The sequence below is a fragment of the Novosphingobium sp. KN65.2 genome (assembly GCF_001368935.1).
Taxonomy (GTDB): domain Bacteria; phylum Pseudomonadota; class Alphaproteobacteria; order Sphingomonadales; family Sphingomonadaceae; genus Novosphingobium; species Novosphingobium mathurense.
Genome location: NZ_CCBH010000079.1, coordinates 12,738 through 24,797, shown reverse-complemented (window position 1 = coordinate 24,797; position 12,060 = coordinate 12,738). Strand labels below are relative to the sequence as shown.

The 12,060-nt window shown below is 62.5% G+C and carries 13 protein-coding genes; 7 read left to right on the top strand and 6 right to left on the bottom strand.

Annotation, left to right across the window (positions count from 1 at the left end; genetic code table 11):
* Positions 1 to 20: 20 nt before the first annotated feature.
* Together mnmE and SPHV1_RS03180 are read right to left on the bottom strand one after the other, a co-directional pair.
* A complete protein-coding gene (mnmE, locus tag SPHV1_RS03185) occupies positions 21 to 1,298 on the bottom strand; it encodes a tRNA uridine-5-carboxymethylaminomethyl(34) synthesis GTPase MnmE (protein ID WP_054944640.1) in 1,278 nt (425 codons plus the stop codon).
* Between the two features lie 44 nt (positions 1,299 to 1,342).
* Positions 1,343 to 1,612: a DUF6489 family protein gene (locus SPHV1_RS03180; RefSeq protein WP_054944639.1), complete on the bottom strand. Its 270-nt coding sequence runs from the start codon at positions 1,610 to 1,612 to the stop codon at positions 1,343 to 1,345.
* A gap of 108 nt (positions 1,613 to 1,720) precedes the next feature.
* On the opposite strand from SPHV1_RS03180, the gene SPHV1_RS03175 reads away from it, so the two are divergent.
* Genes SPHV1_RS03175 through SPHV1_RS03165 form a run of 3 tightly spaced genes read left to right on the top strand, consistent with a single transcriptional unit; the run spans position 1,721 to position 5,017 of the window.
* Positions 1,721 to 2,422 carry a dienelactone hydrolase family protein gene (locus SPHV1_RS03175; RefSeq protein WP_054944638.1) on the top strand — a complete coding sequence of 234 codons (702 nt, stop codon included), beginning with the start codon at positions 1,721 to 1,723 and terminating at the stop codon, positions 2,420 to 2,422.
* Positions 2,423 to 2,439: 17 nt separating this feature from the next.
* Positions 2,440 to 4,026 carry an FMN-binding glutamate synthase family protein gene (locus tag SPHV1_RS03170; RefSeq protein ID WP_054944637.1) on the top strand — a complete coding sequence of 529 codons (1,587 nt, stop codon included), beginning with the start codon at positions 2,440 to 2,442 and terminating at the stop codon, positions 4,024 to 4,026.
* Between the two features lie 40 nt (positions 4,027 to 4,066).
* A complete protein-coding gene (locus SPHV1_RS03165) occupies positions 4,067 to 5,017 on the top strand; it encodes a quinone oxidoreductase (RefSeq protein WP_054944636.1) in 951 nt (316 codons plus the stop codon).
* Between the two features lie 20 nt (positions 5,018 to 5,037).
* On the opposite strand, the gene SPHV1_RS03160 is transcribed toward SPHV1_RS03165, so the two are convergent.
* The 4 genes from SPHV1_RS03160 to hemE form a co-directional block, all read right to left on the bottom strand.
* Complete coding sequence (locus SPHV1_RS03160; protein WP_013831468.1) at positions 5,038 to 5,742, bottom strand: YjbE family putative metal transport protein; 705 nt, start codon at positions 5,740 to 5,742, stop codon at positions 5,038 to 5,040.
* Positions 5,743 to 5,775: 33 nt separating this feature from the next.
* Positions 5,776 to 7,032, bottom strand: coding sequence for a transcription termination factor Rho (gene rho, locus SPHV1_RS03155; protein ID WP_007012610.1), 1,257 nt, complete (start codon positions 7,030 to 7,032; stop codon positions 5,776 to 5,778).
* A 219-nt stretch (positions 7,033 to 7,251) separates the two neighbouring features.
* Positions 7,252 to 7,695 carry a CopD family protein gene (locus SPHV1_RS03150; protein ID WP_054944635.1) on the bottom strand — a complete coding sequence of 148 codons (444 nt, stop codon included), beginning with the start codon at positions 7,693 to 7,695 and terminating at the stop codon, positions 7,252 to 7,254.
* Positions 7,696 to 7,741: 46 nt separating this feature from the next.
* Positions 7,742 to 8,773, bottom strand: coding sequence for a uroporphyrinogen decarboxylase (gene hemE / locus SPHV1_RS03145; protein ID WP_054944634.1), 1,032 nt, complete (start codon positions 8,771 to 8,773; stop codon positions 7,742 to 7,744).
* A gap of 339 nt (positions 8,774 to 9,112) precedes the next feature.
* On the opposite strand from hemE, the gene SPHV1_RS03140 reads away from it, so the two are divergent.
* The 4 genes from SPHV1_RS03140 to coaE are packed head-to-tail and all read left to right on the top strand — an operon-like array spanning position 9,113 to position 12,033.
* Positions 9,113 to 9,958 (top strand): pyruvate, water dikinase regulatory protein, encoded by an 846-nt coding sequence (locus SPHV1_RS03140; RefSeq protein ID WP_054944633.1) that lies wholly within the window; start codon positions 9,113 to 9,115, stop codon positions 9,956 to 9,958.
* 25 nt (positions 9,959 to 9,983) lie between these two features.
* Positions 9,984 to 10,568: a Maf family protein gene (locus SPHV1_RS03135; RefSeq protein ID WP_054944632.1), complete on the top strand. Its 585-nt coding sequence runs from the start codon at positions 9,984 to 9,986 to the stop codon at positions 10,566 to 10,568.
* Positions 10,565 to 11,437, top strand: coding sequence for a shikimate dehydrogenase (aroE, locus tag SPHV1_RS03130; RefSeq protein ID WP_054944631.1), 873 nt, complete (start codon positions 10,565 to 10,567; stop codon positions 11,435 to 11,437). Before SPHV1_RS03135 ends, aroE begins: the two co-directional genes overlap by 4 nt.
* Positions 11,434 to 12,033: a dephospho-CoA kinase gene (gene coaE, locus SPHV1_RS03125; RefSeq protein WP_082430777.1), complete on the top strand. Its 600-nt coding sequence runs from the start codon at positions 11,434 to 11,436 to the stop codon at positions 12,031 to 12,033. The genes aroE and coaE overlap by 4 nt, the downstream gene beginning before the upstream one ends.
* Positions 12,034 to 12,060: the final 27 nt, after the last annotated feature.

Below are 12,060 nucleotides of genomic sequence, written 5' to 3'. Positions count from 1 at the left end.
TGTTTCACGTGAAACATGGGCTATTTGCCAATGCAGAAACGTCCGAACAGCGCATCGAGCATGTCCTCGGTCGTAGTGCGGCCGATCAATCCGTCAAAAGCGACGCGGGCAAGACGCAAGGCCTCAGCTACCAGCAGAGGATCGCTCTCTTGCCCTGCAGCGGCAATGGCCAACGCCGCCTCGCTGACGAGCAAATGCTGTCGGCGATTGAGCGCCGCGTCACCGGGCCGAGGCATCCTCCTTCGCGCGGTCTCGATCAGGTCGCGCCGGATCTCATCCAGTCCCGATCCTGTTACGGCAGAGACCCGATGACGCGGGGCGTACTTGTCTGCGATATCCGAACGGTCACACTGCGCAGCAATCTCCCACGCACCGGTAGGGCCCTCCCCTTCAGGCCCAAGCCAGAGAACGAGATCCGCACCGTCAAGGGCCGCGCGCGCCCGGGCAATACCGATCGCTTCGATCTCGTCTCCGGTTTGATCGCGCAGTCCGGCAGTGTCCGCGAAGACGAAGGGTACGCCGCCGATGGCGACCGCACGCGTGAGGACATCCCGGGTCGTTCCGGCAAGCGGTGCCGTGATCGCAGCCTCGTCCTCGACAAGCGCATTGAACAAGGTGCTCTTGCCGGCATTGGGCGGCCCGGCCAACACGACGCGGAATCCATCCTTCAATCGTTCGGCGCGGGGACGCATGAGCCATTCGGTGAGTTCCACGTGGAACCTGTCAAGGCCAGCGAGGAAATCCTCGGGCAAGTCCGCGACATCGTCTTCGTCCCCGAAATCGAGGATCGCCTCGACGGCAGCCGAAGCCGCCAGAACACGATCGCGCCAGGTCTCGACCTGGCGGGAGAAGGCCCCATCGGCCATGGCCAGCGCACTCCGGCGCTGCAGCTCCGTCTCGGCCGAAAGCAGGTCGGCGAGGCCCTCCGCCTCCGCCAGATCGATTCGGCCATTGGCGAAGGCACGTCGGGTAAATTCACCCGGAGTTGCGCGGCGCAACTTTGCCATTTGGGACAGTGCGGATTCCACCGCGGTCACGACTGCCCTGCCCCCATGCAAATGAAATTCCGCAAGGTCTTCGCCGGTTGCCGTATTCGGCCCGGGAAACCAGAGCACCAGCGCGTGATCGAGAATGGCGCCCTCGCCATCGCGCAACTTGCGATAGCTGGCGCGGCGCGCGGGCGGAACGGAACCGGCCAGCGCTGCAATGGCTTCACCGGCTTGTGGCCCACTCACACGCAGGACCCCAATGGCCGCCGGCGGCGAACCACTCGAAAGCGCAAAAATCGTATCGGTCATGAAAGGCCCATGCCCCGTCAGGCGGAGCGAGGGAAGAGGCTAGATCAGCCGTCCTTCTTCGGCTTGTTCTGGCCAGATCCACTCATCGCCATTTGCGCCCCACTCTCAAGCAGCTGCTGGAACAGCTTGAGTCCGAACTGACCCATGGGAGCGATCTGCTTGGCCATCTCGTTGAGCTGATCGAAACTGCCGACACCCTGCATGGCATTGGTGATGGCATCGACATAGACTTCGTTGGCCTTCGTAACGTCTGGAAGACCCAGGAAACGCCGCGCCTCTTCGGGGGAGCATTCCACCTCGACATTGACCTTCATGCGCGTCTCCCGCTTGAATTTTACTTGCCCTAGCTGACACATACGCTTGGCAAAGTCCATTGCCCGTGCCTAACTCCTCCCAAAGAACCGCCCACGAGGAGAGTCTCCATGACAACGACCAACACCGAAATTCCCGCACTCGACGGCGACGGCATGATTCCGGCCTACGTGGCCAAGCCCGAGGGCACACCCCGCGGCGCGATCATCGTCCAGCAGGAGATCTTCGGCGTCGACGCCGGAATCCGCAAGAAGGCCGACAGCTGGGCCAGCAAGGGCTATCTCGCTGTCGCGCCCGACACCTTCTGGCGCCAGAAGCCGGGGGTCGAGCTGGATGCCGACAAACCGGAAGAATTCCAGCAGGCCATCCAATACATGTCGAACCACGATTTCGACCTCGGCATTCGCGACATCGAGGCCGTGATCCACTGGATCCGCCGCGAAGCGGGCGTGCCCAAGGTCGGACTGGTAGGCTACTGCATGGGTGGCCGCATCGCCTATATGGCTGCCGCGCGCACGGACATCGATGCCTCGGTCGGTTACTACGGCGTGATGATCGACCAGATGCTCAACGAGAAGCACGCGATCGCCCGCCCCCTCATGCTGCACATTCCGACCGCCGACGGCTTCGTTCCGCCCGAAGCGCAAAAAACCATCCACGAAGCCCTCGACGATCACCCCAAGGTCACCCTCCATGACTATGAAGGCCTCGACCACGGCTTCGCTGCCGAGATCGGCTCACGCCGCGACGAGGCCGGCGCCAAGCTTGCGGACGAAAGAACCGTCGCATTTTTCGCGGCGCATATCGGCTGATCGCGCGTCAGCTCGGCATGCACCTGGCACCTCGCTATTTCGTGCCATTGGCGGTCGTGGTCGTCACAGCCGCCTGCTGGCTGATTCATCCGCTGCACTGGGCCCTTGCGGTCATGGTGCCAGTGCTGCTGCTGACCTTGTGGGACTTCGGTCAGAACCGGCATGCCTTGAGGCGAAACTATCCCCTCATCGCGCGCATCCGCTGGCTGTTCGAAGACCTGCGGCCTTACCTTCGTACTTACATCGTCGAAAGCGACCGGGAAGGAAGGCCCTTCACTATCGACGAGCGCAGCCTGGTCTATGCACGGGCCAAGGGCGATATCTCCACCCACCCAATGGGGACCGAGCTCGACGTCTATTCCGACGAATACGAATGGCTCGGCCACTCGATCGCTCCGAATGAGGAAGCACCAAAGAGCTGGCATGTCCGCATCGGAGCCGACTCTTGCGCCAAGCCTTATGACAGCGCCCTGCTCAACATATCGGCAATGAGTTTCGGCTCCTTGTCCGCCAATGCCATCGAAGCGCTCAACAAGGGCGCGGCGCTTGGCGGCTTCGCCCATGACACCGGCGAAGGCTCCATCAGCCGTTATCACCGCAAGCACGGCGGCGACCTGATCTGGGAACTGGGTAGCGGCTACTTCGGCTGCCGCACCAGGGACGGCAATTTCAATCCTGACCTGTTCGCCGAACAGGCTCAGGACGATCAGGTCAAGATGGTCGAGATCAAGTTGAGCCAGGGCGCCAAGCCCGGACACGGCGGCATGCTTCCCGGGGCGAAGGTCACCCCGGAGATCGCCGAAGCACGCAAGGTGGAGATTGGCGAGGACTGCATCTCGCCCGCAGGTCATTCGACGTTTTCGACGCCGATCGAACTGCTCGAATGGGTGGCGCAATTGCGCGAACTCTCGGGTGGGAAGCCTGCCGGTTTCAAACTCTGCGTCGGTCAGCCGCACGAAGTCATGGCAATCGTCAAGGCGATGATCGAGACCGACATCACCCCGGACTTCATTGTCGTCGATGGCGCAGAAGGCGGAACCGGGGCGGCGCCGCAGGAACTGACCGACAACGTCGGCATGCCCCTGCGCGAAGGCTTGATCCTCATGCGCAATGCCCTCGTCGGCGCCAACCTAAAGCACCGCATCCGCGTCGGCGCCTCGGGCAAGGTCCATAGCGGAGCCGGCATGGCCCGTTCCTTCGCGCTCGGTGCCGACTGGTGCAATGCCGCACGCGCCTTCATGTTCTCACTCGGCTGCGTGCAATCGATGAAGTGCCATACCGGCGAATGCCCTACCGGTGTCGCGACGCAGGTACCCTGGCGCCAGCGCGGGCTCGTGGTGGATGACAAGGCCGAACGCGTCGCACGCTTCCAGAGCGAGACTCTCAAGGCCCTTCGCGAGATCGTCGTCGCCATGGGGTACGAGAGCCCCTGGGAACTCACCCAGCATGACATGTACCAACGTATCGACAGTGCCAAGGCCGGTCCTCTCGATGAAGTCTACGGTTTCCTGAAGCCCGGCCAGCTTGTCGAAGATCCCGATTCCACCCAATACGCTCACGCCTGGCGCGTTGCCCGCGCGGACACGTTCCGCCGCGTCTTCTGAAGTCGATCCGAGGATCAGGACAAAGACAATCGGCTACCGGATGATCGTTCCCGCCCATGGCGGCCCTGAAGTCATCGCGCGGGAGGACTTCGAAGTCCCCTCGCCCGGCCCGGAGGAAGTGTTGATCGAGACCGAAGCCGTCGGTCTCAATTTCATCGACACTTATTACCGCAAGGGACTCTACGACGATCCCTTGCCGATTACCCTGGGTTCGGAAAGCGTCGGGCGGATCATCGCACTAGGGGACGGAGTCACCGGGTTCTCCATCGGCGATCGCATCGGGTGCACGCAAAACGGCGGCGCCTATGCCACCCATCGCATCATTGCCGCATCCAAGGCCATTCCGGTGCCTTCGGACATCGATCCGCAGATCGCCGCCGCGGTAATGTTGAAAGGTCTGACTGCCTGTTATCTGGCTGAGGACACCTATCCAGCCAAGGCTGGTGAAATTGCTCTGGTCCATTCCGCTGCGGGCGGCGTGGGTTCGCTACTGGTGCCCTGGCTGCTCGAAAAAGGCGTCATCGTGATCGCCCACGCCGGTTCGCCTGAAAAGGCAGCAAGTGTTCCGGGTGAACACAAGCTCTCTTGCGCCTTCAGTGCATTGCCGGAGGCGGTACGGGAACTGACCGCGGGAAGGATGTGCGATGTCGTCTATGACGGTGTCGGCGCTGCCAGCTGGTCCGCCTCACTGGCCTGCCTGCGCCGACGCGGGATGATGGTGAGTTATGGCAATGCATCGGGTGCAGTGCCGCCGATTGCCGTGCTGGACCTGATGAAGGGAGGCTCGCTCTATCTCACCCGTCCCACACTGGCTGACTACATCGCCACGCCGGAGATGCTGGCCACCAATGCAGCCAAGCTGTTCAGCCGCATCAGCAGCGGCGTTCTCAAGCCGCAGATCGGAGCGCGTTTCGCCCTGAGCGATGCCGCCCAAGCCCACAGGGCGCTGGAGAGCCGCGCGACGACGGGGTCGACGGTCCTCCTTCCCTGAAGGCTAAGGCAAAACGGTTCTCAGACGAGAGAGACGATGCCGAGGTGCGGGTCGATCCAGCCCTCGTAGATCATCTTGAGCGCAACGTAGAGGATGACGGCCAGGCCGACATAGCCGATCCAGCGGTAACGCTCGATGTAGCGGGCAATGATGTTGGCCGCGACGCCCATCAGGACGACGGAGAGCAGCAGGCCGACAATCAGGATGCCGGGATGCTCCCGTGCCGCACCGGCTACGGCAAGCACATTGTCGAGGCTCATCGATACGTCGGCGATGGCAACCGCCCAGGCGGCGCCCGCAAAGCTCTTGGCCGAGCGCAGGCCACTGTGCTCGTCACCCTCGATCTCGGGAGAGCCGCCGCTTTCACCGGCACCGTCCCGCAATTCGCGCCAGAACTTCCAGGCAACCCAGAGGAGGAGCAGGCCGCCTGCGAAAATCAACCCGACAATGCCGAGCAGCCACGTCACCGCCAGCGCAAAGGCGATGCGCAGAACGAGCGCAGCGCCGATGCCGATAAGGATCACCTTCTTGCGATCAGCCGCAGGAAGGCCCGCCGCCAGCGCGCCGACAACGATGGCATTGTCGCCGGCCAGCAGCAGGTCGATCATCAGTACCTGGCCGAAGGCGGCAAGGGCTGCCGCCTCGGTGATGTTCGAGAAGTCGTTGACGATATGTTGCCAGATCTCGGCCGGTCCACCGATCGAACCGCTGGCGACAAGAGTCATCAGGATACTCACGGATAGCCCCCTTCGACGGTCTTACTGGTTCATCGTCGCGAAGAAGTCTTCGTTGGTCTTGGAATCCTTCATCTTGTCGAGAAGGAATTCCATCGCATCGACAGTACCCATCTGCATCAGGATGCGACGCAGGACCCACATCTTGGAGAGCTGGTCCTTGGGAACCAGCAGCTCTTCCTTGCGGGTGCCGGACTTGCCGACGTCCAGCGCCGGGAAGATGCGCTTGTCGGCCACCTTGCGATCGAGGACGATTTCCGAGTTACCGGTGCCCTTGAACTCTTCGAAGATGACTTCGTCCATGCGGCTGCCGGTATCGATCAGGGCCGTGGCGATGATCGAGAGCGATCCGCCCTCCTCGATGTTGCGAGCGGCGCCGAAGAAGCGCTTGGGGCGCTGCAGGGCGTTCGCATCGACACCGCCCGTCAACACCTTGCCCGAACTGGGCACTACGGTGTTGTAGGCGCGGCCGAGGCGGGTGATGGAGTCGAGCAGGATGACTACGTCGCGCTTGTGTTCGACGAGACGCTTGGCCTTCTCGATCACCATTTCCGCGACCTGCACGTGGCGCTGGGCCGGTTCGTCGAAGGTCGAGGAGATGACCTCGCCCTTCACCGAGCGCTGCATGTCGGTAACTTCTTCCGGGCGCTCGTCGACGAGCAGCACCAGCAGGAAGACTTCCGGATGGTTGTCGGTGATCGCCTTGGCGATGTTCTGCAGCAGCACGGTCTTGCCGGTCCGCGGCGGCGCTACGATCAGCGCGCGCTGGCCCTTGCCCTGCGGGCTGATCAGGTCGATCACGCGGGCCGACTTGTCCTTGACCGTCGGGTCGAGGCTGTCGAGCTTGAGGCGTTCGTCAGGATAGAGCGGCGTCAGGTTGTCGAAGTTGACGCGATGACGAACCACGTCGGGATCGTCGTAGTTGACGCTCATGAGCTTGGTAATGGCGAAGTAACGCTCACCGTCCTTGGGAGCGCGGATCTCACCTTCCACGGTATCGCCGGTGCGCAGGCCCCACTTGCGGACCTGGTTTGGCGAGACGTAGATATCGTCCGGGCCGGCGAGGTAATTCGCTTCGGGGCTGCGCAGGAAGCCGAAACCGTCCGGCAGCACTTCGATCGTGCCCTGGCCGATGATTTCTTCCCCGTCTTCGGCGACTTCCTTGAGAATGCCGAACATCAGGTCCTGGCGGCGCATCGTCGAAGCGCCTTCTACTCCCATTTCCTCGGCCATCTCCACGAGCTCGGCCGGGGTCTTTCTCTTCAGTTCTTTCAGATGCATCTTGCTTGGTTTCCGAATGGAAAAGTTTGGATATGGCCGGCTGATCGAGGGGCTTGGGGAAAGCAGATCCGGGCTTGCGGACGGGCGTCGCGGCCCAATGCCGGTGGTCTGTCCAGATAAGGCCTGCGCGGCCCCCGGTCAACGGCACACTTCTGTGCGGCTGCGCAAGCGGGACAAACTGCCTCGCCTGCACGCCGGACCATCATTCGGAAATGCGATTCAGAACGGCTTGACGACCACGAGGACGACAATGATCGCGGCCGCCAGCCCGGGAATCTCGTTGAGCAGGCGCAGGGCCTTGCCCGACAGGGTCCGCTCGCCGCGCGCCAGCTTCTTGCCGTAGCCGACCAGCCAGCCGTGATAGCCGCTCAGCGCCACGACGAAGAGCAACTTGGTGTGCAGCCAACCTTGGCTCCATGCCCCGATCGAGCTGGCCAGCGCCAGGCCCAGGAGCCAGACCATGATGAGCGAGGGGGTGAGAATGATCTTGCGCAGCTTGGCTTCGCGATCGATCCACTTCGCCTCTTCGTCGGAGCCGGGCGCCGATTCCTGATGGTAGACGTAGTAGCGCGGCAGCATGAAGAGCCCTGCCATCCAGAAGATCACGAAGATGATGTGGCCGGCTTTCAGCCAAAGGTAGGTGGTCTGCAAAATCTGCTCCATGAGTCACCTCTGGCGCGTGAAAGCCGCGCCCTCCTTCCTTCTACACTTACGCTTGGCGCTGCCAGGTACGAACGACCCGCAGCAGGTCTTCGACGTGCGCGATCGGCGTGTGCTGGCCGATCCCGTGGCCGAGGTTGAACACGTGGGGACGCGCGGCAAAGGCATCAAGAACCGCGTGGACCTGCTTTTCGAGTTCCGCGCCGCCCGAAAGCAGCAGCAGCGGATCGAGATTGCCCTGCACCGGCATGCCTTCCGGCAATTCGCGCGCGGCCCAGATCGGGTCTATCGTCTCGTCGACACCCACGGCATCGACTCCGGTCTCGCGCGCATAGGCGGCCAGCTTCTCGCCAGCACCCTTTGGGAAGCCGATGATCGGGGTCTGCGGGTGCAGGGCCCTGACCCGCTCGACGATGCGCGCATTGGGCGCCACGACCCATTTTTCGAACTGTGCGGGGGCAAGACTGCCCGACCATGAATCGAACAGCTGGACAGCTTCGGCGCCGGCCGCGATCTGGCCGCTGAGATATTCGACCGTTACGTCGACGATACCGTCGATGATCGCCTGAAAGGCCGCAGGATCGCGATAGGCCATGGCCCGGGTCTCATGCTGGTCCCGACTCCCTTCGCCTGCGACCATGTACGTCGCGACGGTCCAGGGGCTCCCTGCAAAGCCCAACATCGTCTTGTCGGTATCGAGCGAGGCCCGAACTTTGGCGACCGTGTCGTAGATCGGGGAAAGCCGTTCGGGCACTGCAGTGAGTCCTTCAAGCGCATGATCGACAAGGCGCGGACTCAGTTTCGGGCCTTCGCCTGCCAGGAACTCGAGATTCTGTCCCATCGCGTAAGGCACGATGAGGATGTCGGAAAAGAGGATCGCTCCATCGAAACCGAACCGGCGGATCGGTTGCAGGGTAATCTCGGCCGCGGCGTCGGTATCGTAGACCAGCGCGAGGAATCCGCCCTTCTCTGCACGCAAGGCCCGATACTCCGGAAGGTAGCGTCCAGCCTGGCGCATGAGCCAGATCGGCCGCTTGCCGGAATTTTCGCCACGGAGCGTGTTCAGAAGGAGGCCTGGCATCGCGTTTCGGATCCGATCAAAAAAATAAAAGATTTTATAAAGGGATGATGGAGTCTGTTGGCCCTGTGGATATCGGGGACGGGCGTCCCTTGCCCGATTTGTCCCGGATTGAACAGGGTGAAGTCGCCGATGCGACTCTCGCTCGGTTCAGAGTCAATGAATCGTTTTGCCCCTTATCCCCAGCCTGTGGAATGACTCTCCAGACTGTCCACAAGTACCCCCTGTGGAATCTGGAGGATGGGGACGGAATCGGCCTCGCGAGTTGTCACCGGAACGCTCCCGTGGTTTATGCCGCTACATATCCACAGGCCGCCACAAGGACCTCGCGAGACCGCATTCATGGCGCGATTTCACCTACATCTGCTTTCGGACTCCACCGGCGAGACGCTGGAAATGATTGCCAAGGCGGCGCTGGCCCAGTTCGATGACAGCGACGTCTTGCGCCATTTCTGGCCGATGGTCCGCTCACAGCAGCACCTCGACCGCATCATGGGGGAAATCGCCGCCAATCCCGGTCTCGTCTTTTTTACGCTGGTGAATGAGGAGACGCGCGGGAGGCTGGAAGAGCGGTGCCACTCGCTGGGGCTCCCCGCGCTTGCGGTGCTCGATAACGTGACCGATGCGCTTGAGGCGCATCTGGGGCAGGAGGCGAAAGGGCGTCCCGGCCGTCAGCACCGCCTCGACGATGCCTATTTCGCGCGGGTCGATGCGATCCAGTTCACCATCGCCCACGATGACGGGATCGCATGGGAAGACTGGGAAGACGCCGACATTATCCTCGCGGGCGTGTCGCGCACGTCTAAGACTCCGACGAGCATCTATCTTGCCAATCGCGGTTACAAGGTCGCGAATATCCCCATCGTCGTGGAAAGTCCGCCGCCCCAGGCCCTGTTCGGTCTGCGCCGGCCGATGGTGGTGGGCCTGACGACGGCGCCGGAGCGCCTGATCCAGGTGCGCCGCAACCGGCTGCTCTCCCTGAGCCAGTCGCCCGATACCGACTATGTGCAGGCGGAAAAGGTCGAGAGCGAGGTCAAATACGCACGTCGCATGTTCGCCGACAATTCGTGGCCGGTCATCGATGTTACCCGCCGCTCGATCGAGGAAACGGCAGCGGCGATCATCAACCTCTACAACGAGCGCAAGGCCTCGGGCATCAAGGGCCCGGTCGGACCCAAGCCGATCTGATTTTTCGGGAAGCACAGCAAAGACAATGATCGTTCTCGCATCCAAGAGTGCATCGCGTCGCGCGATGCTGGAAGCTGCCCAGATTCCCTTCTGCACACAGCCTGCCCATGTCGACGAACGGGCGATCGAGGCTGAGCTCGGCGCAGTTCCGGCCGGCGAAGTCGCTCTTGCCCTCGCGAAGGCCAAGGCCCTTGCGGTATCGCAGAATGCACCCTGCACGCTGGTGCTGGGCAGCGACTCTCTCGTTACCTGCGACGGCTTCCGGTTCGACAAACCGGGAACGCGCGAGGCGGCGACCGAACATCTCCGCTTCTTTTCCGGCAAGGTGATGAAGCTCCACAGCGCTGCTGCCCTTGCCCGCGATGGCGAAGTGGTCTGGGCCGATGGCGGTCTTGCCGAACTGCACGTGATCGCCATGTCCGATGGCTTCATTGCCGATTACCTGGAGGCTGAATGGCCCGAAGTGTCGGGCTGCGTTGGCGTCTTCCGGTTCGAAGGCCGCGGCGTGCAATTGTTCGAGAAGGTCGAAGGCGACTACTTTACCATTCTCGGCATGCCGCTGCTCAAGGTACAGGCGGCACTGCGCGAACTGGGAGTGATGAAGAAATGACCTCGTTCACCCGGGACCAACCCTATGCCGAAGTCATCGGCGATCCCATTGCCCAGTCGAAGTCTCCGGCGATCCACAATTTCTGGCTCGGCAAGCTGGGCATCGATGCGCGCTATGAAGCCTGCCGCGTGGCACCTGGCGGCTTGCCCGAATATCTGGCGGCCCGTCGCGCCGATACCGGGTGGCGCGGTTGCAACGTCACCATGCCGCACAAGCAGGACATCATTCCGCTGCTCGACCGGCTCGATCCGCTTGCGCAGACCATCGGCGCGGTCAACACCGTCGTGCGTGAAGAGGATGGAACGCTGGTCGGCTACAATACCGATGCCCCCGGCTTTCTCGAACCGCTTCAGGATCGGCTCGACCAGCAACACCTGTTCCGCATGGCGCGTATCCTCGGCACCGGTGGAGCTGCGCGTGCGATCGTCGCCGCGCTGTCGCGCAAGGGCTTCGTGCTCGTCCTGGCCGGTCGCAACCCCGATAAGGCGCGCGGACTGCTCGACGAACTGGCGACGGGGGACGATCACCACGCGATCGATCTCGCCCATTTCGCCCAAGCCACCGATTTTGCCTTTGACGATCGCAAGGGCATCATGGATCTGGTCGTCAATGCCAGCCCTTTGGGGATGACCGGACAGGCTGCACTGGAATTTGATTTCAGTCATGTCCCGCCCGGCAGCGTCATCTATGACATCGTTACCAGCCCGCTGGAGACTCCTTTTCTGAAGGAGGCGCGCGAGGCCGGGTTCGAGACGGTGGACGGGCTGTCCATGCTGATCGGCCAGGCTGCATTCGCCTTCGAGAAGTTCTTCGGCACCTTTCCACCGCGCGACTCGGACGGCGAGCTTCGGGAGATCCTGCTCAAGTGATTGCGACTCGACCCCGGATTCTCGGTCTGACCGGCTCGATCGGCATGGGCAAGTCGACAGTGGCGCAGATGCTGCGCGACCTGGGCGTTCCCGTGTTCGATGCGGACGCCGCGGTGCACGAACTGCAGGGTCCGGGCGGTCGCCTGCTTCCGGCGATCGAGGAAGCCTTCCCCGGAACCACCGGGGCGCAGGGCGTGGACCGGCCGAAACTGGGCGCCGCAGTCTTCGGGGACAGGGAAAAGCTGGCCCGGCTGGAAGCCATCGTGCATCCCGCCGTGGCCGAAATGCGACAGGATTTCCTGCAGAAGAATGCAGGCAAGGCATTGATCGTTTTCGATATCCCTCTCCTTTATGAAAAAGGCGGGGCGCAAGGGGTCGATGCCGTTGCCGTCGTTTCCGCCCCGGCCGAGGCCCAGCGCGAGCGGGTCCTCGCGAGGCCGGGCATGACCGAGGAAAAGTTCGAGCAGATCCTGTCCCTGCAGGTACCCGACGCTGAAAAGCGCGCGCGGGCCGATCATGTCATCGAAACCGGTACGAGCCTTGCCGAAACGCGCGAACAGGTCGCCCGATTGGTTGCTGCGTTGGGTAGCGCATAATTTCCTTCGTCAGCCCCTTGCACACCG